This window comes from Rossellomorea sp. NS-SX7 (assembly GCF_052828565.1).
Genome location: NZ_CM128249.1, coordinates 2,150,566 through 2,172,571, shown reverse-complemented (window position 1 = coordinate 2,172,571; position 22,006 = coordinate 2,150,566). Strand labels below are relative to the sequence as shown.

The window sequence follows — 22,006 nt, the reverse complement described above, 5'->3', positions numbered from 1 at the left end:
CCTGTTGATAATCAGTCCACTATGATATATCCGATCATAGGTCCGTTATTTTCCATTGTTTTATGGGTTTCACATATCAGGCGATACGTGCCTTCTTTGTCAAATGTAACATTAACGACCGTTTCTTCTCCTTTCTTTACGGTACCTTTTATGTCTGTTCCTTCAATGTAGAAGGGATGTGCTTCCCCATTTACACCGTGTATCCGAAGCTGAACTCTTGTATCTTTTTCGACCACGATGGTCCCTGGATCCCAGCGGTATGCTTCAATCTCTTTCCCATCAGCGCCTTTTGTCTTGAATTCCCCTGTCACCAGTTCAATTGTTTGTACATCCGTTGAACCCCCTAATGAAACGGTAGGATACGAATGTTGGGTTTTGTAAGCCCAGATGGACCCGATACTGATGATCAGGATGGTAAAGAAGATGGCTATAATGGATGATTTCTTCAGGACTAAAAATTTCAAGCTTTCTCCTCCTTATTAATAAATATAATCATATTCCTATATTTATTGTTATGCGTAATAGGGAGGGAACTTGTCTACTATATGGGGAGTGTATGAACAAATCCGTTTGATTTTAACTAGTAATTATGTAAAATTTGATAGAGAGAGCAAGGAGGGTGGAGCATTGGAAAACACTTGGAAAGTAATCATGACACATAGTGATGCCGAACCGTGGTGGTTTTTTGAAAATTGGACCCGAGATATAGTGACCGAGTGGGAGTTCGATAATCAAAAAGAAGCAATCAGAAAATATTTGGATGAAAGTGAAAGGTTAAGCAGGGAATATCCTAACATGAAGACAAAGAAGTACAATTCAATTGCATTCTGGGATGAAAGCGAAGTACTATTCTGTGAGGCTTGCGACGATGATCTGCAAATGTATCACGGTATCATATTATTTGAAAATGGTCATCTTGTGGAGAATGATGTTACTCTTGAAAAGCTAAAGGAAGAACTTCAACTCTTGTTAAATAAAAGGAATCGATAAAAAGGAATGTGGCAGCAGCCACATTCCTTTTCGTAAGCGGGGAAATTTAATCCGTAACGCCTGTTCTGATGAGATTAAGCTGGACGTTAACGTCGAATTCTGCATCTTTATACTTTTCCTCCCACTCCTTGTCAGTAAGAGATGCATGATTTCTTCGAGTCCTATATTCCATTCCAAATCCGATCGGATCAGCATTGACTTCCTGTAGCATCTTGATATTCTTCATGATCTTATTTTCTATATATTTACTTGTTTCCGCTTCAATGAGTTTTAGGGTTTTCGGATCAGAAAGCTTCAACTCTTCCGTTATTTCATGAAGTCGTGCATCAATAGTTAATTTAATATTAAATGCAGGTATATTCTGTTTATCAGCCTCAATCTTATGGTCTGACTTTATACTGTCAAATACAATATAAACTTTCTTTTCCTCATCCGTTTCCTCCTCACTCTCAATGTCACTTTTGGATATTTGTGATTTAAACCGTTCCATGGGCAAACCGACTTCAAAGCTTCCGGCAGTATGATAGTTTTCAACTAGCGAACGAATATAAAACATATCTTCCTTATTAATTTCCTTAACGAATTTATCCCTTTGAAATATGGCAAACCCATTGATACCTAGTATGCCATTTGAGGTAGATAGGATTGGCAGTATGGGATCCTTTCCCACGCTCCCGTAATCTGTGATGAATTCCTGCAATGTAGGAGCAATCATGAGCTCACTTTCCACATTCTGCTTCACAAGATTATATAAATAGGTCCCCTTATTGGAATGGCGTTCAACCATTTGGTAAGTAAGCAGATCCTCTGCTGTCGTATCGGAAACTGCCAAGTAAACCATATTCCCTATAGACGAATCCCTTTCCAGGGTATCAACGAGATGGGAGATGCCTTTACTCGCCAATGCCCTGCCGTATATGGCTATTCTTAATTGTCCGGAAACAAGTTTATGGTCTGTATCAAAGTTTTGGGATATTCGGTTGCCCTTAGAAGAATTAGCTTTACTTGTAAGTACTTTTTCCACATCCTGCATAGCCGGGTTGAATTGATAAAGTACAACTGTTCCTTTCAATTCCTTATTTTCCGCTTCGTCATATCCTACAGCCGTTATCAAACCTAATTTCTCTAAATATTTGTATTCTACGCATCCCGTGAGGAATATGAGTAACAACAAAATCAAGAGGAGCAAATAGCGTTTCATTATCCTTTTACTCCTTTCATTTTAATGAATGACTGTTTGACTTTCACTAGAATCAATAAGAAACAGGGATAAATGAAAGACAAAATAAAGGCGGCGGCACCCACTTTGTCGGTCACTTTATTCATCGTTAATCGATCATCGACCAGAAAACTGCCTGCAAAGAGTGCAACGGCAAAGAAATAGATGGCTTTTTTCTGGGGAAAATTAAAAACGCGTTTGACACCCCTCGTGGCAGCCCAGAAAAACATGCAAATATTCGGCAGAATGATGAGCATCCAAAAAGAGACCGCTATGAATTCAAATCTTTCCAGATTGGGAATGCGAACAATTTTAAACATGGAGAGAACAGGCCAGATTGTTTTCAATAGAGATTCGTGAGAGAAAAAGCCTATACTTACCGCTGTTACAAGGGTTAATAGAAACGTACTGTACCATGTACCGATTAAGGCATACTTCAATGCCTTATTCTTTTCTTTAATGTATGGATAAATAAATAATAGTAGTTCAAAACCAATCACTGAAAAGCTGACCTTATAAATCGCCATCATATGCTCTTTCCAAGTCGACATAAAAACAGGCTGGAGGTGGTTGATGTCTAAATGCCTGATTGGTGTGTAGATCATAACCACCAGCCAGAGAGTCAGTAATAAGCTAATAAACGTAACTCCCACAACCACTCTGATACCGCCAAGTACCGCATAGCTGGCCAAAAAGACCAAGAAAGCCACGAGCAGCCAAGTAGGCATTTTCGGAAAGATCCACGCCTGCACCATCTCTGTATAATTCATCATGATCACATACGTAACGATCAAAAAATAGATGATGTACACCAGGTTGAACAGTTTACTGATCCACTTTCCGAATAGATCAAATTGTATGCCGTACAAGTCGGCACTGGAATAACATGCAAGTAATTTTGACATGATGAACAGAACGATGGAAACAAGTATTCCCGACGCAATGGTAGAAATCCATGCATCCTGTTTGGATTCCATATAAACGATCCTTGGAACTCCTGCTATACCTACACCTATTTGAGCTGTATGAAGAATAAAAGCAACCAAATAAGCGTTGAATATTAAATTTTTCTTTGGCTCTAGATTTACTTTCATTCTTCTCCCCCTTTTTGCAGATTGTGGTTTCACAAAGATTTTTCAGCATAGTCAATAATGAAGGAAAGAGTGTAACTCATTCATCGACATCTTTTTTCTCCTTCCCCTTTTTAGCGGGAATGCGAGTTGAATCTTCTGTGCGGTTAGTTACCGGGCGTTGTAATAAGAATTGATAAGGGACGCGGAAAAGGCTGTATTTCCAGTCAGAAAATCTAAAAGGGTAAACGGGTGACAAGTATGGCCGTCCCAGTGTGGTAACCTTCAATAAATGAATCAGAATGAAACAAAAACAGAACATGATCCCTACCCCCCCATATAATCCAGCCATTAAAATGATGGGAAATCGAATCATCCGCACCGCAGCTCCAATCGCATAGCTTGGTGCAGTGAATGACCCAAGTGCGCTGATAGCGATGATGATAATCAAGATATTACTGGTGAATCCTGCGTCCACAGCAGCCTGTCCGATAACGATACCGCCAACGATACCCATAGTCTGGCCGACTTTCGTTGGAAGCCTGGCCCCAGCTTCTCTTAACAGTTCAATGACAAATTCGAACAGAAGGGCTTCAAAAACTGGAGGGAACGGGACATTGGAACGTGATTGGCCCAAAGAAACCAAAAGTGCAGAAGGGATCACTTCATAATGAAAGGTGAGCACGGCCACATACGCAGGAGTCAATAATACAGAAAAGAAAATGGCAATGAATCGTATAATCCGGAGAAACGTCCCCATATTCCATCTCATATAAATATCTTCAGTCGATTCAAAAAAATTCATCAATGTAGATGGGCCGATGATCACTGTGGGACTTCTGTCCACAAGCAGACCAATCTTTCCATGCAAAAGCGAAATCGTGAGACGATCAGGAAGTTCCGTTGTTATGAATTGAGGGAAGACGGTCATGGAGTTGTCTTCTATCATCTGTGACAGCACCGTTGAATCGATGATACTATCAACCTCAAGATCCATGATTCTCTGTCTGAAGGTATTAACGTTTTCGTCGTCCGCTATATCTCTGATGTAAACCATCTGAACTTTCTTTTTGGCACGTGTACCAATCATTAACGTTTCTACACAAAGCTTGGGATCGTTGATATTTGAGCGAATCAGATTCAAGTTTTTAGAAATCGATTCTGTGAAAGCTATTTTGGGACCGAACACTAGTGATTCTGTTTCCGCCTTCTCGAGTCCGCGAGTCGCTTTATCCTGGATATCTGCAAGTATGCCGTATGTATCATTTTCTCTGAAAATATAAGCGGAACCATCCACAAGCTGTTCTACTACTTCGCTTATTTGATTGGTGCGTGTAATGTTCGCTATGTTAATTTTATTTGCAATTGTTTCTGCGTCCAATTCACTATTGATTTCTTCAAGAGGACGGATGATCGCCTCATTTAATGACATAACATCAATTAAATCCTCAAAATATATGATGATGATTTTCTGCTTTTGCGGCTTCAGAATCCTAAAGATTAAATCATCACTTTTGCTAACAAGCGATTTTATCTCTTGTTTGAAATTTTCTATATCGAAGCTATGAGCGGCGTTCGTTTCTAGATTAGCAGTTGTTTTTTTACGTCTGAACACTTCTCATCACCCTATGACGGTATTTATGATTAGATTTCCCAGATTTGCTTATCTTACTCATATTCAAAAAGGGAACAACAGAGAGTGGCGTACATAATTCAGGCAGGGAATGGTAAGGATAAAAGGGGAGGTGATGATAGATGAGTAGAAAAAAAGAAGATCCATCTAAGGCGATGTTAAGGTCTCCACAGGTAGAAGGACAGGGGACGACCAATCAAGAATTATCAGGTGGTACGAAAGCAGATTCTTCAAGATCGAAGAAGAAAAAATAGTGGCAGCTTTATATGTATCTGATTGCTTCTGGCCAACAGGGCGACTGTGTATATAATTATGGAAGCAAGTATGGTATAATGGTATTAATCGCAGAAAATTTACCTACATTACATCCAGTTTCCATTATATAACCAGCTTTTAAATCTGCTGTGCAACATCACCACAATCAGTTTTTTCGTGCCTGGCATGGAAATCCTGCTTATCTTAAAGGAGGACATTCAATGGCTTTTGGTCGTCGAAATCAAGTAGAAGAAGAAATAAAAACTGAGGAAACAGAAATATGGGCTTGTTCTTCTGATGAATGTAAAGGGTGGATGAGGGATAACTTCAAGAGTGAAGAAACCCCTAAATGCCCGCTTTGCAACGCTGACATGGAAAAATCAACGAAAGTCCTGCAAGTAGTAGATAATCCTCACCCTACAATGAAATCATCCTGATCCGCAAAAGAATCAATCATACGATTGATTCTTTTTTTCGCAGTAATACTCCGCCTTTGCCTCAAAAAATGTTTGTATATTCTTAAACGCTTTTTTTATTCGTGAATAGTATGTAATGTATGCAGGCAAAAAAGGAGGGAGCACTATGGCTAACAAAAATAAAAAAGAAAAAGAAGTATCGGCAGCGGCCGAAACGAATGAACATACAATCTGGGACAACTTTTGGAAACTTACAAAATCGGAGGCAAATGAAACGAAAAAAGAAGAAAATACCTTCAGGTGGTTTTGATTTTCAAGAGACTGCACAGGGAATGAAGGCACTGTGCAGTCTTTTTTACAACTCATTTAAACCCTTTATCTTATTACATATAACATAATGTTAAAACAGGAGGACATGCCGTTTGGGATGATTCCAATTTTATATCCTTCTATGTATTGGCACAGGAATGAAAGTAGAATAAAATGAAAAGTAGAAAAGGGCAGGGAGGTCATAATTTGTTAAGAGAAGCTCAAGACGTATTAAAGCAATATTTCGGTTACGGGGAATTCAGGAATGGACAGGCTGAGATTATCTCGAATATCTTATCTGGACGGAATACTGCTGGAATCATGCCGACAGGCGGAGGCAAATCAATCTGTTACCAGGTTCCTGCAATGCTGCTTGATGGAATCACACTTGTCATTTCTCCATTAATCTCACTCATGAAGGACCAGGTAGATTCATTGACATTTCAAGGGATACCGGCAACGTATATTAATAGTACCCTTAGCGCCGGGGAAGTGGAACAAAGAATGGAAGAAATATCGCTTGGAGAATACAAACTGTTATACATTGCCCCCGAACGGCTGGAATCTTCTCAGTTCATCAAATTTCTGAACTCAGTGAACATTCCATTGGTCGCTGTGGATGAAGCACATTGTTTATCCCAATGGGGACACGATTTCAGGCCGAGCTATTTAGGAATAAATCATGCAGTAAATCAGCTTTCCTCCAATCCGGTTATTTTAGCATTAACTGCCACTGCAACCCCTCAAGTTCAAATTGATATCCTCAACCATTTGCAAATCCCTTCAGAAAACAAAGTATTGACTGGTTTTCAACGGAATAATTTATTTTTTAATGTTTTGAAAGGTGAGGACAGGAAACGCTGGGTTGGCGAATATGTTCAGAAGAACAGACAGCAGCCGGGTATCATTTATTGTGCAACGCGAAAAGAAGTAGAAAATGTCCATGCCTATTTGGAAAAGAAAGGAATGTCTGTTGGCAAATATCATGGCGGTCTGTCTGATTCTTTAAGACTGGATCAACAGGAAGCTTTTCTGAATGATTCGATCATGGTGATGGTCGCTACTAACGCATTTGGAATGGGGATCAATAAATCGAATGTACGCTATGTACTTCATTATCAAATTCCCAAAAACATGGAAGCATACTACCAAGAAGCAGGAAGAGCGGGGAGAGATGGTGTCGAGAGTGAATGCATCTTGCTATTTTCACCACAGGACATTCAAACGCAGCGGTATATCCTTGAGCAGAATGTGATGAGCCAGGAATTACATCAAAATGAACTTCAAAAATTGAGGGACATGGTGGACTTTGTACATACAGAGTCCTGCCTTCAAAACTATATTCTTTCTTATTTTGGGGAAGAGATCGACGAAGAATGCGGTCATTGCAGTAATTGCCTCGACGACAGGGAGTCGGAAGACGTAACCGTTAAAGCTCAAATGGTCCTTTCGTGCATGATGCGCATGAATGAACGTTTCGGAACTTCCCTAATCAGTGGTGTGTTGACTGGATCAAAGGGGAAGAAAATTAAGGATTTCCGATTTGATACATTATCAACATACGGTTTGCTAAAAGGGGAATCACAGAAGGAAGTGGGATTATTCATTGATTATTTGATCGCCGAAGGAATCATCGATGTGGAAGGCGGAAGCTATCCTATACTAAAGGTATCGGCTAAAGGTAAAGAAGTACTGCTTGGTGATCGGAAAGTATACAGAAAGAAACTGGTGAATGCCGCTCCAAGATTATCAAATGACGATGAATTATTTCTTGCACTTCGTACACTGCGCAAGTCCATCGCAGATGAAGAAGGGGTGCCGCCCTTTGTCATCTTCTCTGATAAAACCTTGCATGATATGTGCATGAAACAGCCATCCAATGACATTGAATTTCTGAATGTAAGCGGAGTGGGCGAGAGCAAACTGAAGCGCTACGGGGAAATGTTCATGAATGAAATCCGTTCATTCTTAAAGGGTAACGAAGAATATACCCGTAAGGTTGAACAAAAAGAGTCCCGTGAATCATCACCCCGCAAGGTCAGGGCACAAACGGATGAACCATCCCATATGGTCACATTACAATTGTTCACCGAGAACAAAAGTATCAAACAAATCGCTGCTACACGCGATATGAGTACCGCTACTATAGAAAATCACATTATCCGTTCTTATGAGGAAGGACGCTTCCATGATTGGAGCATATTCTTTACTGATGAAGAGGAATCGATGATTGCATCAGCGGTCAATAAAGTCGGGGAGAAACCTTTGAAGCCTATTAAAGAAGAGCTGCCCCCAGAGATAACTTACTTTCAGATTAAAGGATATCTGGCGAAACAGAAAATGGAGAATGAATAGGGTATTTCAAGAAAAGTTCTTCCCTTTCCAGATGGACGCTATTCCAACCAAATGATCACAAAAAAACGCACTGGTTATTCCAAGATGGAATCCAGTGCGTCTTTAGTTATTGTTTGGAATTTACATTACTTTCTGTAATGAACCATTCAAACCATAACGTGCATGAACCGCTATTAAGCTTTCTGAGATGCTTTCATTTCAAGGAACTCATCATAAGTAGTCTGCTTATCAATGATTCCTCCATCCTTAATTTCAATGATGCGGTTTGCGATTGTTTGAATGAACTGATGGTCATGGGATGCGAAAATCATGGCTCCCTTAAAGGCAATCAATCCATTATTCAATGCAGTGATGGACTCAAGATCCAAGTGGTTGGTAGGCTCATCCAATAAGAGGACATTTGAGCCGCTCAGCATCATCTTGGATAACATACAGCGGACTTTTTCTCCCCCTGAAAGTACACTAGGCTTTTTAAGCACTTCTTCACCGGAGAATAACATGCGTCCCAAGAATCCGCGCAGGAATGTTTCACTTTCATCCTCCGGGGAATATTGACGCAGCCAATCGACCAGTGTTGGTTCGGAACCTTCAAAGTACTCAGAGTTGTCTTTAGGGAAATAAGCTTGAGATGTTGTGACACCCCATTTATAAGAACCGCTGTCAGGCTCCATTTCTCCCGAAAGAATTTTGAACAGAGTCGTTTTAGCAATTTCATCTGATCCTACAAGAGCGATTTTATCTTCCTTGTTCATGATGAAGCTGACGTTGTCTAAAACTTTCACCCCGTCGATTGTTTTCGTAAGGCCTTCGACCCTTAATACGTCGTTACCGATTTCACGTTCGGGCTTGAACTGAACATAAGGGTAGCGGCGGGAGCTTGGTTTGATATCATCGAGAGAGATTTTATCCAAGAGTTTTTTACGGGAAGTCGCTTGCTTCGATTTAGAAGCATTGGCAGAGAATCTCGCAACGAAAGCCTGGAGCTCTTTAATTTTTTCTTCTTTCTTTTTATTCTGATCCTGAGCCATTTTAAGTGCCAGCTGGCTGGACTCGTACCAGAAATCATAGTTTCCGACATAGATTTGGATTTTCCCGAAATCAAGGTCGGCGATATGTGTACATACTTTGTTGAGGAAATGACGGTCATGGGATACGACAATGACCGTATTTTCAAAATTAATCAGGAACTCTTCCAGCCATTGAATCGCCTGGATATCCAAGTGGTTGGTAGGCTCATCCAAAAGCAGGACATCCGGTTTCCCGAAAAGTGCCTGAGCAAGAAGGACTTTTACTTTTTCTCCACCGGTAAGCTCGGACATCTGTTTGGCGTGAAGATCTTCACCGATTCCAAGGCCTTTTAATAGAATGGCAGCTTCGGATTCCGCTTCCCATCCATTTAATTCAGCGAACTCACCTTCTAATTCAGCTGCTCTCATACCGTCTTCATCAGAGAAATCTTCCTTCATGTAAATGGCATCTTTCTCCTGCATCACTTCGTATAAACGGGTATGTCCCATAATGACGACTTTCAATACTTCATATTCTTCATACTCAAAGTGATCCTGCTTCAATACAGCAAGGCGCTCACCGGGAGACATCGAAACATTTCCCGTCTGTGCTTCAATATCTCCAGAGAGTATTTTTAGAAATGTTGATTTTCCTGCACCGTTTGCTCCGATTAAACCGTAGCAGTTCCCAGGAGTAAATTTTATATTCACGTCTTCGAATAACTTGCGGTCACCGAAACGTAAGCTTACATCTGATACTTGAATCATTCATACTACCTCCCATTACTCAATCTAAAAGATTATAACATGTGAATGGGTGAAAAAGATAGCGTTTAGGAGAATCCAGGCATGTCTGAATTCATCGATGGTGTGTAGTCGTTTAACTTAGAATTTTCTTACAGTGAACAGTGTGGGGGATTTTTATTTCTTCATGGTGACGATTATTTCCATGAGTCACAATGGATGGGCTCTTGTCATAGTTTGTAATGAGTTAGATAGAGGAGGAATGAATGTGGGGTATTATTACTATCCATACGAAGAGAGTGGATTTCCTAGACAAATCGATCAGACATTGAGAAGGGATATCCAAAAAGCGATAAATGATGAATTCAAGGCAATATCCTACTATACACAATTGGCGGAACTGGCGCCTGATAATAATGCCCGCCAGGCGATACTTGGAATAAGACAGGATGAAATTCGGCATTTTAATGCATTTTCTCAAGTCTATCTTGAATTGACCGGCAGGTATCCACGCATTGACCTGGTCAAACCAAGAGACCTTCCGACGAATTACAGACAGGGCATCAGAGAAAGCATCAAAGATGAATCAGAAACGGTTCCGTTTTATCTTTCGATTGCAAACCGGCTTACTGAGCCGCGTGCAAAAAGGAGATTCACCAGGGCTGCTTATGATGAACAGCGTCATGCTCAGATACTCAGAAATTTATAAGAAGAAACCGAAAATCACTGAAGAAAAAATTGGGCAGTGATTTTCGGTTTTTTATTTTGATTTATCCTATACAATGGAGTACACTATAATTACATAAATTCCAATCAGAAAGGTATGAATTAAAGTGAGTGTTCAACATACCATACCGAAACCTCTTGTGGACCTGAATCAGTGGTTTATTGTAACTTTTGTCATTTTTTCCTGGGTGTTTCAGCTTCAATGGCTTTTATGGATTCCGTTTGTTACGGTTTTATCAGGAGCTCTTTTCAAATATAATCCCGTTATGAAAATAGGTAGATTGTTTTTAAGGAAAGAAGCCGATGCCTACCGTCCTGAGGATGCTGGCCAACAGAGATTCAATGCAGTAATCGCAGCCTTTTGCCTTGGAACTGCTCTGATCAGCGGATTGTTTCATTGGACAATAGGGTTTTATGTGTTCTCCGGGATGGTTTTACTCGCTGCATCAATTGCTCTAGCGGGTTTTTGCATCGGATGTTTCATACGTTATCAATGGCAGCGTCTGCAATATAAACAGAAAATCATTAAAGAGTGATCATATAAAAAAGGACACACCTCATCTACCCGAGGTGTGTCCTTCTTCATTATAGATTTGTGAAGATAAATGAGAGGATAATTCCTGCTGCGGAAATGAACCCTACCATCGGCCCTCCTTCTTCAAAAGCTTCTGGCAGCATGGTAGAGGAAACCATGGCTAGCAGTCCCCCGGCACCAAATGCTCCTATGATATATTCGATACTTTCTGGTGCATTTTGTAAAAAGGTGTATCCCAATAGAGAGCTTAGGGAAGATACCACCACAACACTGCCCCAAAGAATCAAAATCCTTTTAGTGCTGTACTGATCAAGTTTTAATCCTATGCTGCTCGACAACGCTTCAGGAAAATTACTAATAAAAATAGCAGCAATAAAGACCCATTGGATGGATTGACTTCCTAGAAAGCTCACCCCGATGATAATGGATTCCGGTATGGCATCCATAAGGGTGCCTATGTAAATGGCTAATCCGGAATGATTATGGGGGTTTTTCTTTGAGCGCTTCCGCTGACTTCCTCCTTTTTGGGATATCCACAATTCAAATGCGGTAAAAATGGCTGCACCCAACAAAAACATGGAGGTAACATGGATAATATTTGCGTTGCCACTGGCTTCGCTAAGTAAATCAAAGGTAGCGGAACCGATAATAAGCCCTGTTCCGAATGCCATGATATAAGCAGTGACCCTTTTGGGTATCTTGAAGAAAATGCCTATCAGGGCACCCAAAAATAATGATAAACTTGCAACTCCCCCCCAAACCGCTGCCTGAACCATCTCACGTCCTCCTTATATTAGTAGTATGGAAATTACTCAGCTTTACATTCAACTGAATAATTCCCCTTATGATTTTTTCTTCAAACAAAAGAGTCTTTTTGAATAGTTATTCCCAGTATGGGAGATAGTAAAATCGACGATTCAAACATAAGGAGGAAACAATATGAAAAAGTATCTTATCGTTACTTTCCTTGGAATAATGGTTTCAGGGGCAGCAGCTGGATGCGGAACGAACAATGATAACATGAATGAGCAGGGCATGAATGATAATAATGCCCTTGAAAGGGTAGGATATGACCGGGATCGCACAGGCGATTATATGAACGTTAACGATACCGGAACGCGTGATTCGGTGAGAGAAAATTATTCATTATCAAAAGAAGCCGCAAATAATGTGGCAGACTTAAAGGAAGTGAAAAGAGCGTATGTTCTGACCACTGAAAGAAACGCATACGTTGCTGCGGTATTGGAAAACGGCGAAGACGGAGTAAGTCAGAAACTTGAAGATAAAGTTGCAAAACAGATCAGAGATGTAGATGCTGGGATAGATAATGTTTACGTTTCTACCAATCCGGACTTTTTTGATCGAATGAGAGGCTATGCTGACAGGGCAGAAAATGGAGAACCGATAGAAGGATTTGGAGACGAATTAGTTAATGTTCTTCAGCGGGTATTCCCGGATCGGGAATAATAAATAGGTATTGAAAGAAAGCCGTCGAGTATGACTCGGCGGCTTTCTTTATGATTCTTAATCGTTGTTTGAAGAGAAAGGTACAAAATTGCGATGAAGTTCATTATACTATTTAGCATACCGAAGTAATTAAGGGGGAGATCATTTGGCCCAGGCAGCCATGAAAAGAGTACATAAGAAACAAAATGCAACAATTTATGGAATCCTATTTGCCATCAGTTCAGGACATTTCATCAATGATACGTTACAATCGGTGGTTCCCGCCATGTTTCCAATCATCGAGAGATCTCTCCAGTTAAGTTATACTCAAATTGGATGGATTGCTTTTGCATTAAACATGACGTCTTCATTATTGCAGCCTGTGTTTGGTTATTATGCAGATATGAAATCCCGACCCTACTTATTACCTTTGGGGATGCTTTCGAGTTTGATCGGCCTTGTTGGATTTGCACTATCGGGTCATTTTTTATGGATCATTCTGTCTGTTTTGTTTATCGGCTTTGGTTCAGCCATTTTTCACCCCGAAGGTTCAAGAGTCGCTTATATGGCGGCGGGACAGAGAAGGGGGCTCGCTCAGTCGATTTATCAGGTGGGGGGGAACACGGGACAGTCGCTCGCTCCTTTGATTACGGCATTCATTTTTGTTCCATTCGGACAAAAGGGGGCACTTTGGTTTTCAATTGCTGCAATCATGGGGATACTTATATTATTAAAAGTATCAAAATGGTATTCAAGCCAGATAAAAACAAAAGAAACAAAACGTGTCCGGAATAAAGCAGATGGGAAACCTTCACCTATTCATAGAAAGATTAAGTGGGCGATGGTGTTGGTTGTGTTTTTAGTATTTGCCCGCTCCTGGTATGGAGCTGGCTTATCGAATTATTATCAATTTTATTTAATAGAAGATTACGGATTATCCATCAAGAAAGCGCAGGCTTATATTTTTGCATTTATGTTTGCGGGGGTTCTTGGCACATTCTTAGGCGGTCCATTGGCGGACAAGTTTGGTAAACGGAATATCATCTTTTTTTCGATGCTGGGTGCTGCCCCGTTAACATTGGCACTTCCTTATTTATCGTTGTCCATCGTATTCCCGGTTATTTTTTGCATCGGATTCATCATTTCATCGAGCTTCAGTGTCATTGTCGTATATGCACAAGAACTATTGCCTAAAAAAATCGGAATGGTTTCAGGTCTGACAGTGGGACTTGCATTCGGTATGGGCGCAGTAGGTGCAGTTTTATTCGGAGGGCTCGCGGATTTTTATTCAATACGGTTTGTCATGATTCTATGCAGCTTCCTCCCATTACTGGGCATGCTCACGTTTTTACTTCCAACTGACGAAGCAGTGAGGGCGTATAATCGTTATTAATCACGATGCAGGGGCCCTGGTTAAAAGACGGGCTCCTGCATTCTTTATAAGTCCCTGTTATAATAGGGAACGTTGGGTATGTAGTATTTTGTTCTTTCTGGAAGGGAGGGTCTGTTAAAGCTAACTGGTTACAGGAACTGCGGCAGTCTCTCTGAGAAGAAAACGGAAATGAATATTCCTGCATCAGAAGTTATTATTGTCAAAATACATTTACTATTTTCTGTAGAAAATAGACACTATACATATAGAAGAAAAAAAGATATATTAGTTCAATATACAAGATGAGTAATGAGCGGATAAATGCTATTACCATTTGATTGGGAGGAATCTGATAATGTCTTCATTGAAACCGGGAACGGTAGAAGAATTATATGTCGACCATGAAGTCCCATACGGCTTCTTTTTAACAAATGATGAGGAGGATCGGGTATTGCTTCATCATTCAGAAATTACTGATGAAATCCAAGAGGGCGATTCAGTCAAAGTCTTTCTCTATCATGATAAGGATGTCAGGCTGACGGCTACCATGCGTATTCCAAAGGTGCAGGCAGGAGTGTACGGATGGGCAGAAGTAGTGGATAAAAAAGAAGATTTAGGAGTGTTTGTCAATATCGGACTTCCTAAGGATATCCTTGTCTCAGCAGATGACCTTCCAAGGTTTCTTTCCCTGTGGCCAGAGCCGGGCGACCAATTGTTCCTGTCATTGAACCGGGACAAACAGGACCGTTTATATGGAAAGCTTGCGACGGAAAATATCATTGAGCAAGTATCAAGAAGAGCATCTAAAGAAATGCTGAATGCAAAAGTCCAAGGCAGGGTTTACCGCCTTCTTAAAGTAGGTACATTCTTTTTATCCGAGCAGGGATACCGCTGCTTCGTACATGAGAATGAACGGAAACAAGAACCAAGACTTGGCGAGCTTGTAGAAGGAAGGGTCATCGATGTAAAGGATGACGGAAATTTAAATGTTTCTTTCCTTCCATTGAAACAAGATAAGATGCATGATGATGCCGACGTGATTCTTTCCTACCTGCATCAGCGTAACGGTGCGATCCCGTTCTGGGACAAGAGCCAGCCGGATGAAATAAAGGAACGCTTCAACATGAGCAAGGCTTCCTTTAAACGTGCGATTGGGAAACTGATGAAAGAAAACAAGGTTTACCAAGAAGAAGGATGGACTTATTTGAAAAAATAGAAGGTATGCAGGAGAGCGGAATTTTCCGCCTCCTTTTTTATTTGAATCCAAATATGGTTTATTTTTTGAAAAAGGCTCAGCTATGGAAATATAAGAAGTTGGAGTGAAAAGGGGAAGTTGCTATTAGGTGGAGGATACAGTGGTAATGAAAATAATTCAGAACCGAGAAAATCTAGCGATTGTTGGCTTTTCTTGGTGGAGGATTTCCCCGGTTCCTTCTTCTTAACTTATACAAAAGTTATCATACTATTCATCTTGGGTTCGACATCTTTACTCTCTGTCATTTTTTTCTTCACCTTGCTCAGCATTTTTGTAATTCACTTTGTCTTCATCAGGATAGGGATCGAAAAAGTTGACTGCCCTGCCAGGGCCTTCGAATCCGATTACTTGTTCCTTGTCATGCTGTTGCTTTTTCATCAAAAAAACCCCCTTTCTTCACATCTAGTTTGTGAGAAATGGGGGGCTTTCATGCGTAGGCTATGACTGCCAGTGATTACTGATGAATTCATCCCTGCCGGATACTTTGCGATCAGCTTTATATTCTTCTGGCTTTTTTTTATAAAACTTTTGGTGATATTCTTCAGCAGGATAAAAAGGTGCTGCCGGCAGGATCTTTGTCACGATCGGTTTTGCGAATCGCCCGCTGTCTGCAATTTTTTGTTTGGTTTCTTCTGCAGCATATCTTTGTTCCTCATTATGATAAAAGATGGCGGTGCGATACTGATCCCCACGGTCATGGAATTGCCCGCCGTCATCAGTCGGGTCGATTTGTGGCCAGTATAGGTCCAATAGATCCCGATAGGGGAAGACGGAAGGATCAAATGTGATTTGAACGGCTTCATAATGTCCGCTTTGTCCTTCTTTTATTTCTTTATATGTGGGATTTTCAACGTGTCCACCTGAATAACCAGACACGACATCAATGATTCCGGGTAATTCATCAAATGGTTTTACCATGCACCAGAAACAGCCTCCGGCAAAGGTAGCACGTTCGATTTCTTTCTTCATTCCAACCAAACCTCCTGCAGCTATTTGCTGCTGTAATGTGGTAAAGATATTTTAGATTGAACAAATTTTATCATTTTCTCTGACGGTTTGACAATCAAAAAAACTGTAACTTTGGTGCAAAAATATATTTACCGGATATAAAAGCTCCTGTATAATTCATGTGAACGGAAAATTACATAGTTGAATGATCGGGTGAAGCGGGATATGTTCAAATATTCCTGCGCTTCTTAAAAGGGAAGTTGGTGAAACTCCAACGCGGTCCCGCCACTGTAAATGGGAGCAAACTGCAATGAACCACTGTACACATGTACGGGAAGGTGCAGCCAGCAATGACCATAAGCCAGGAGACCTGCCTGACATCTTTGACACTGGTACTACGCGGATAGGAAGGTGTAACATGCATGTCCCCATACTTTGTTGGTCCTATATGCATATTACACAGCATCGCCTTTTCGGGGATGTTTTTTTATTTGGCTCTTTTTTCAATTTTTTAAAAGAAAGAAGGAGTCTGATCGATGCACGTCTTTCCCATAATCTTTCAAGATAAGCGAAAAGATGCACCGATCATTCTGAATGCGATTCAATCATCTAATGAGAGGGAGAGAGAAAATGAAAAAGCTTAGTAGTCTATTTATTATTTTCATGCTGTCAGTATTATTTACAGCTGCTTGTGGGAACCAGCCTGACAACCAAAATGCAGGGGAAGGTACTGAAGAAGAATCGGTTGATCAATCGATAAAAGTGAAGGATGCTTTAGGTGATGAAATCACTCTCGAATCGAAACCTGAACGAATCATCACGTTAATTCCAAGTAATACGGAAATACTATTTGAACTGGGCCTTGGTGAAAAAGTCGTTGGAGTGACAGATTTCGATAATTATCCCGAGGAAGCTGCTGATAAAGAGAAAATCGGAGGCATTGAATTCAATGTTGAAAAAATCATCAGCCTCGATCCAGATCTCGTATTGGCACATGAGTCTACGGCAGTAAGCGCGAAAGAGGGATTAAATCAACTCCGGGACTCAGGAATCAGCGTATTCGTCGTCCAAGATACACAGAAAATAGATGAAGTATACACGATCATAGAGAATATTGGAAAGCTGACCGGCAAACAAAAGGAAGCGGAAAAGCTGGTATCTTCGATGAGAGAGGATCTTCAAGAACTTAAATCAAAAGCTGAAAAAGTCGAACAGCAGAAAAAGGTATATGTAGAAGTAGCTCCTGCACCGGACATCTATTCAACTGGAAGCAATACATTTATTAATGAAATGCTTGAATTAATCAATGCAGAAAATGCCCTGAAAGAACAGGAAGGGTGGATCGCCGTCAACCAAGAGGAGGTCATTGCAGCAAATCCGGATGTCATCATTACCACATATGGTGATAGCGAACAGGTCATGACCCGGGAAGGCTGGCAGGATATCAATGCAGTCAAAAATAAACAAGTTTATGATGTAAACCCTGATCTTGTGACGCGTACTGGTCCTAGATTGGTAGAAGGAGTAGAGGAAATTGCCAAGTCTGTTTATCCAGAGATATTTACAGAATAGAATATGGATTATTTATCTGCTGGCATTTAGTATTCTCATCCTATCGCTGCTGATTGGGATATCGATAGGTACTGTAAAGGTTCCCATCATTGATATCCTCAAAATCATCAGTGCCGAAATGTTTGGGACCGGCTCAGTGGAGACTGTCGATCCCATGCATTCAAACATTGTATTTTCCATTCGTTTACCGCGAGTTTTATTAGCTTTACTGGTTGGGAGCTCCTTGGCAATTGCCGGGGCTTCCTTTCAAGGTTTATTAAGGAATCCCCTTGCTGACCCGTATACCCTGGGAATGTCCTCAGGAGCATCGGTCGGCGCAGTTGTCACTTTATTTTTCAATATAAGCCTGCCGTTTTTAGGGCTATTCACATTGCCTGTCATCAGCATCATTGGCTCATTGCTTACTGTATTCCTTGTGTTGACGTTTGCAAGAAAGGTCGACCGCACGATGAAGGTGGAAACGATCATACTGACAGGGATCATTTTCAGCTCCTTCCTTGGTTCGGTCATTTCTCTTATGATTGCCCTATCGGGAGAGGAGTTAAGGCAAATAATCGGCTGGCTCCTTGGAAGCGTATCGATGAGGGGCTGGGATTATATTTTTATTGTTTTGCCTTTTTTTGCTGCAGGGACCTTGATCCTGATGTTTAATTCCAAGGAATTGAACGGCATGAGCTTCGGGGAAGAGCAGGCACGCCATATAGGGATTTCGGTGCAGAAGAGGAAATATATGGTTCTTATTGCGGGGAGCACGCTGACCGGCGCGGCCGTGGCAGTATCTGGTACGATCGGGTTTGTAGGGCTGGTAATCCCTCACTTTATCAGAAGGATCATCGGGTATGATCATCAGCATGTACTTCCGCTTTCAGTCATTTCAGGAGGAGCATTTTTGGTCGTTGCAGACTTGATTTCCCGTACGGTGATAAGTCCATCTGAATTACCAATCGGTGTGATCACAGCATTGATCGGTGCACCGATATTTGCCTATATCCTGCTAAAGAAAAGGGGGGAGTAACATGCTGCATGTCCATCAACTATCTGTAGGATATGATGAAGCATCCATTGTGGAGAACATTGATTTTCATGTAGAGACAGGTGAGTTCTTCGGAATATTAGGACCAAACGGCAGTGGGAAGACCACGCTCTTGAAGGCACTCTCAGGTATCCTTCACCATACAGCAGGCAAAGTCAATCTGAAAGGGAAGTCCCTGGCTGAATACTCTTCTAAAGAGTTGGCAAGATTGATAGCTGTACTGCCGCAGAACTCCACACACTCCTTTTCTTACACGGTGAAAGAAACGGTCATGCTTGGGCGGTACCCACATCAGAAAGGGATATTTAAAACAATATCACCCTATGATGAGAAAATCGTACATCAAGCCATGATTCAAACAGGTGTAGAGGGTCTTCAACACCGCAAGCTGGATGAACTGTCAGGGGGAGAAAAGCAAAGGGTATTCCTTGCCCAGGCCCTTGCCCAGGAACCGAAAGTCATCCTGTTGGATGAACCGACTAACCATCTGGATCTTTCCTTCCAAAAAAGCTTGCTTGAATTATTAAAGAAACAAACAAAAGAGAGTAAATTGACAGTCGTCTCAATATTTCATGATTTAAACCTTGCAAGCCTTTATTGTGACCGACTCCTTCTGCTGCAGAAGGGTAAGACCAAAGTGGTCAATCACCCTGAAGAAGTATTAAAGGAAGAACATATTCAAGAGGTCTATAATACCGAAGTACATAAGCAGGCGCATCCTTATGTGGCTAAACCGCAAATTGTCATCCTGCCTGATGAGAAAGCGGAATCCGGGACATCACCAGCGTGTGAAGAGTTCTTGACTGTTTCCTCTGATATGATCACCTATCAGTCACCCATCCATATGAAGTGCATGTCATCAGGGGTGATTGGTTCAGGATTTGGCTGGTACAAAAACGTGGTGAACCGATACGTCACTCCGCAATATGACTGCACCGATTATCGTGGGGATATGATGAATTTCCTTAAAGACAAAGGTTTTGATCCATCTTTCACAGTCGGGATGATGACGGCAGTGAACCTGGAAGATGTGGAATATGCTGCGTTCACCTTGGAGGAGCACTCCATCTTTGTGGTCGTGACGGCGGGAGTGGGTAATGCAGTAGATGTGACAGCCACTCATTTGTTCCCAGGGGAGATGAGGCCGGGAACAATCAATACATGGGTTTTTGTCAATGGAAAGCTCTCTGATGAAGCCTTCATAGAAGCTCTTGTAACCTCTACTGAAGCAAAAGTAAGGGCGATGCAGGAACAAGAAGTGTATGATCCCAGAACGGGTACCCTCGCTACAGGTACACCGACAGACAGTATCCTTGTCGCATCAACGAATCAAGGGAAATCTTATCCTTTCGCAGGATCCATCACCCCCTTGGGAAGGCTGATCGGAAAGGGCGTATTTGAGACAACAAAGAAAGCCATTGAATCTTACCGTCTCAGAATGCGGAAACCATCTTAAAAGCTGGAAAGTCATTGATTGCTGAGTTTACGGACTCAGCTTCTTTTTTTAGTGAATCCTTATGTTTAAATCCTCAGTAAAAACGGGTAGTACGTTCAATGACTTTAAAACATATGGCATTGGTACAGAATATAAAACTATATTTAACCAGTTACTAGCTGTTGAGATGAGCGTATACAGCAGACTCCTGCTAAAGATGCCGATCAGGGGAGAACCTGAAGTATGCGGAGACTTTGCGGAATCTGGCAGAGGCATTGGGAAGTGGCCACCTGCTTATAAAGCTTAAATTAATGAGATATCCAGTAATAATTATGGTACTATAAATAATAACATGCTGGAAATTCATGTTTATCCCTCCATAACCTGAGTATTGAGTTAAGAGGGATAGTAGAGTAGAATTTCTCAATAGCTTGCTGCCATTTCATTTTGCAAAGTAGGTGGAATAATGGATTCAAGACTCGATCGCAAGAAACGAAGGAAAAAACGTGGCAGAAAAATTATCGCAGTGCTATTATTGATCATTTTATCTTTACTGGGCTATTCAGCTTTTCAATTTTATAATGGATATCAGATGGCTGATGGCGAGCAGAATATGCAAGACTATAAATTTAACGGGGTTAAAGACGAAAATGGCAAGATCAACGTATTGTTATTGGGCGTAGACAGCAGGGGGGAAGAGAAATCCCGGACAGATACCATGATGCTGGCCCAAGTAGATCCCAAAACAAATGAAACCAAACTGGTTTCATTCATGAGGGACATATATGTAGAAATTCCTGGTTACCAGAACTATAAGTTGAACACCGCGTTTTACTTAGGCGGGCCGGAATTATTACGGAAAACGATCAAGCATAACTTTGATATAGATATTCAGTATTACATGATGGTCGATTTTAAAGGCTTTGAACAATCGGTTGATATTCTCGCTCCGGAAGGGATCGAGATGGACGTCGAAAAAGCAATGTCTGAAAATATAGGTGTCTCCCTTGAGCCGGGAGTACAAAAATTAAACGGGAAAGAATTATTAGGCTATGCGAGATTCCGTCACGATGCGGAAGGCGATTTTGGACGGGTTGAGAGACAGCAAAAAGTCATTACAGCTCTAAAAGGAGAAGTCCTCACCATCGACGGTGTCACCAAGCTGCCTAAACTAGCTGGTTCCATACAGCCTTACATCCAAACAAACATGTCAAAGCTGGATCAGGTTTCGCTTGTTAAGGATGTTCTTTTAAGTAATAGCGATGAAATCGACAAGCTGACGATCCCAGTCGAAGGCTCATATGACTTTGGAAGCTACGAGGGAGTCGGTTCGGTCATCGAATTGAATTTTGAAGAAAACATCCAGGCGCTGAAAGATTTCCTTAACGGAAAAAGCTCGGATGAGGTGACCGAACAATAATAGTAGACTTATAAGAGTGCACATCGGACGATTTCGTCTGATGTGCATTTTTTTTTGAGGGGATTGGGGTGGGTGTGTGTTGTTGTTGTTTCCTTGTTTTTCCAAGTGATGGAATTATCGGCGGAATCGAAAGATTAATGGCCGATAGTGAAAGATAACCGGCCCAAACTCGAAGATTATCGGTCCAGACTTAAAGGATTTCAGCCAAAACTAAAAGATTACCGAGCCAAACTCAAAGTTTATCAGCCAAAACTAAAAGAATACCG

The 22,006-nt window shown here is 41.2% G+C and carries 22 protein-coding genes and 1 riboswitch; of the genes, 14 read left to right on the top strand and 8 right to left on the bottom strand.

Annotation, left to right across the window (positions count from 1 at the left end):
• Nucleotides 1-11 precede the first annotated feature (11 nt).
• Nucleotides 12-464 carry a cupredoxin domain-containing protein gene (locus tag ACUXV2_RS10795; protein WP_446243219.1) on the bottom strand — a complete coding sequence of 151 codons (453 nt, stop codon included), beginning with the start codon at nucleotides 462-464 and terminating at the stop codon, nucleotides 12-14.
• A 163-nt stretch (nucleotides 465-627) separates the two neighbouring features.
• On the opposite strand from ACUXV2_RS10795, the gene ACUXV2_RS10790 reads away from it, so the two are divergent.
• Entirely contained in the window at nucleotides 628-990 is a 363-nt protein-coding gene (locus ACUXV2_RS10790) for a DUF1033 family protein (protein ID WP_446243218.1), read from the top strand.
• A 46-nt stretch (nucleotides 991-1,036) separates the two neighbouring features.
• On the opposite strand, the gene ACUXV2_RS10785 is transcribed toward ACUXV2_RS10790, so the two are convergent.
• The 3 genes from ACUXV2_RS10785 to ACUXV2_RS10775 all read right to left on the bottom strand — a co-directional run bounded on the left by ACUXV2_RS10785 (nucleotide 1,037) and on the right by ACUXV2_RS10775 (nucleotide 4,894).
• The gene (locus ACUXV2_RS10785) at nucleotides 1,037-2,191 is read right to left on the bottom strand and encodes a Ger(x)C family spore germination protein (RefSeq protein ID WP_446243217.1); all 1,155 of its coding nucleotides are present in this window, start codon (nucleotides 2,189-2,191) and stop codon (nucleotides 1,037-1,039) included.
• Nucleotides 2,191-3,303 carry a GerAB/ArcD/ProY family transporter gene (locus tag ACUXV2_RS10780; protein WP_446243216.1) on the bottom strand — a complete coding sequence of 371 codons (1,113 nt, stop codon included), beginning with the start codon at nucleotides 3,301-3,303 and terminating at the stop codon, nucleotides 2,191-2,193. The genes ACUXV2_RS10785 and ACUXV2_RS10780 overlap by 1 nt, the downstream gene beginning before the upstream one ends.
• A 76-nt stretch (nucleotides 3,304-3,379) precedes the next feature.
• Complete coding sequence (locus tag ACUXV2_RS10775; protein WP_446243215.1) at nucleotides 3,380-4,894, bottom strand: spore germination protein; 1,515 nt, start codon at nucleotides 4,892-4,894, stop codon at nucleotides 3,380-3,382.
• Nucleotides 4,895-5,034: 140 nt separating this feature from the next.
• Between ACUXV2_RS10775 and ACUXV2_RS10770 the strand changes: the two genes are divergently transcribed.
• The 4 genes from ACUXV2_RS10770 to recQ all read left to right on the top strand — a co-directional run bounded on the left by ACUXV2_RS10770 (nucleotide 5,035) and on the right by recQ (nucleotide 8,247).
• Nucleotides 5,035-5,166, top strand: a complete 132-nt coding sequence (locus ACUXV2_RS10770) for a YuzL family protein (RefSeq protein WP_446243214.1) — start codon at nucleotides 5,035-5,037, stop codon at nucleotides 5,164-5,166.
• Nucleotides 5,167-5,388: 222 nt separating this feature from the next.
• The gene (locus ACUXV2_RS10765) at nucleotides 5,389-5,604 is read left to right on the top strand and encodes a cold-inducible protein YdjO-related protein (RefSeq protein ID WP_446243213.1); all 216 of its coding nucleotides are present in this window, start codon (nucleotides 5,389-5,391) and stop codon (nucleotides 5,602-5,604) included.
• A 145-nt stretch (nucleotides 5,605-5,749) separates the two neighbouring features.
• Nucleotides 5,750-5,893 carry a hypothetical protein gene (locus ACUXV2_RS10760; protein WP_446243212.1) on the top strand — a complete coding sequence of 48 codons (144 nt, stop codon included), beginning with the start codon at nucleotides 5,750-5,752 and terminating at the stop codon, nucleotides 5,891-5,893.
• A gap of 206 nt (nucleotides 5,894-6,099) precedes the next feature.
• Nucleotides 6,100-8,247: a DNA helicase RecQ gene (gene recQ, locus ACUXV2_RS10755; protein ID WP_446243211.1), complete on the top strand. Its 2,148-nt coding sequence runs from the start codon at nucleotides 6,100-6,102 to the stop codon at nucleotides 8,245-8,247.
• Between the two features lie 173 nt (nucleotides 8,248-8,420).
• Here the strand turns inward: recQ and ACUXV2_RS10750 are convergent, their stop codons facing one another.
• Nucleotides 8,421-10,022 (bottom strand): ABC-F family ATP-binding cassette domain-containing protein, encoded by a 1,602-nt coding sequence (locus ACUXV2_RS10750; RefSeq protein ID WP_446243210.1) that lies wholly within the window; start codon nucleotides 10,020-10,022, stop codon nucleotides 8,421-8,423.
• Nucleotides 10,023-10,266: 244 nt separating this feature from the next.
• Here ACUXV2_RS10750 and ACUXV2_RS10745 point away from each other — a divergent pair, with 244 nt between their 5' ends.
• Nucleotides 10,267-10,707 carry a ferritin family protein gene (locus ACUXV2_RS10745; RefSeq protein WP_446243209.1) on the top strand — a complete coding sequence of 147 codons (441 nt, stop codon included), beginning with the start codon at nucleotides 10,267-10,269 and terminating at the stop codon, nucleotides 10,705-10,707.
• Nucleotides 10,708-10,831: 124 nt separating this feature from the next.
• Complete coding sequence (locus ACUXV2_RS10740) at nucleotides 10,832-11,260, top strand: DUF4395 domain-containing protein (RefSeq protein ID WP_446243208.1); 429 nt, start codon at nucleotides 10,832-10,834, stop codon at nucleotides 11,258-11,260.
• Between the two features lie 49 nt (nucleotides 11,261-11,309).
• Here ACUXV2_RS10740 and ACUXV2_RS10735 read toward each other — a convergent pair whose 3' ends face one another.
• Nucleotides 11,310-12,035 carry a ZIP family metal transporter gene (locus ACUXV2_RS10735; RefSeq protein WP_446243207.1) on the bottom strand — a complete coding sequence of 242 codons (726 nt, stop codon included), beginning with the start codon at nucleotides 12,033-12,035 and terminating at the stop codon, nucleotides 11,310-11,312.
• Between the two features lie 163 nt (nucleotides 12,036-12,198).
• On the opposite strand from ACUXV2_RS10735, the gene ACUXV2_RS10730 reads away from it, so the two are divergent.
• From ACUXV2_RS10730 to ACUXV2_RS10720, 3 genes are all read left to right on the top strand, one after another.
• The gene (locus ACUXV2_RS10730) at nucleotides 12,199-12,726 is read left to right on the top strand and encodes a YhcN/YlaJ family sporulation lipoprotein (protein WP_446243206.1); all 528 of its coding nucleotides are present in this window, start codon (nucleotides 12,199-12,201) and stop codon (nucleotides 12,724-12,726) included.
• Nucleotides 12,727-12,886: 160 nt separating this feature from the next.
• Nucleotides 12,887-14,098, top strand: a complete 1,212-nt coding sequence (locus ACUXV2_RS10725) for an MFS transporter (RefSeq protein ID WP_446247049.1) — start codon at nucleotides 12,887-12,889, stop codon at nucleotides 14,096-14,098.
• Nucleotides 14,099-14,441: 343 nt separating this feature from the next.
• The gene (locus ACUXV2_RS10720; RefSeq protein WP_446247048.1) at nucleotides 14,442-15,293 is read left to right on the top strand and encodes a CvfB family protein; all 852 of its coding nucleotides are present in this window, start codon (nucleotides 14,442-14,444) and stop codon (nucleotides 15,291-15,293) included.
• A gap of 270 nt (nucleotides 15,294-15,563) precedes the next feature.
• On the opposite strand, the gene ACUXV2_RS10715 is transcribed toward ACUXV2_RS10720, so the two are convergent.
• Nucleotides 15,564-15,710, bottom strand: coding sequence for a hypothetical protein (locus ACUXV2_RS10715; protein ID WP_446243205.1), 147 nt, complete (start codon nucleotides 15,708-15,710; stop codon nucleotides 15,564-15,566).
• Between the two features lie 60 nt (nucleotides 15,711-15,770).
• The gene (msrA, locus tag ACUXV2_RS10710; RefSeq protein WP_446247047.1) at nucleotides 15,771-16,289 is read right to left on the bottom strand and encodes a peptide-methionine (S)-S-oxide reductase MsrA; all 519 of its coding nucleotides are present in this window, start codon (nucleotides 16,287-16,289) and stop codon (nucleotides 15,771-15,773) included.
• A gap of 185 nt (nucleotides 16,290-16,474) precedes the next feature.
• Nucleotides 16,475-16,672, top strand: a riboswitch (cobalamin riboswitch).
• Between the two features lie 238 nt (nucleotides 16,673-16,910).
• On the opposite strand from msrA, the gene ACUXV2_RS10705 reads away from it, so the two are divergent.
• The 4 genes from ACUXV2_RS10705 (at nucleotide 16,911) to ACUXV2_RS10690 (ending at nucleotide 21,740) form a co-directional block, all read left to right on the top strand.
• Nucleotides 16,911-17,852, top strand: a complete 942-nt coding sequence (locus tag ACUXV2_RS10705; RefSeq protein WP_446243204.1) for an ABC transporter substrate-binding protein — start codon at nucleotides 16,911-16,913, stop codon at nucleotides 17,850-17,852.
• Nucleotides 17,815-18,867 (top strand): FecCD family ABC transporter permease, encoded by a 1,053-nt coding sequence (locus tag ACUXV2_RS10700; RefSeq protein WP_446243203.1) that lies wholly within the window; start codon nucleotides 17,815-17,817, stop codon nucleotides 18,865-18,867. Before ACUXV2_RS10705 ends, ACUXV2_RS10700 begins: the two co-directional genes overlap by 38 nt.
• A 1-nt stretch (nucleotide 18,868) precedes the next feature.
• On the top strand, nucleotides 18,869-20,341 hold the full coding sequence (locus tag ACUXV2_RS10695; protein WP_446243202.1) for a heme ABC transporter ATP-binding protein: 1,473 nt from the start codon (nucleotides 18,869-18,871) through the stop codon (nucleotides 20,339-20,341).
• Nucleotides 20,342-20,786: 445 nt separating this feature from the next.
• On the top strand, nucleotides 20,787-21,740 hold the full coding sequence (locus ACUXV2_RS10690; protein WP_446243201.1) for an LCP family protein: 954 nt from the start codon (nucleotides 20,787-20,789) through the stop codon (nucleotides 21,738-21,740).
• Nucleotides 21,741-22,006: the final 266 nt, after the last annotated feature.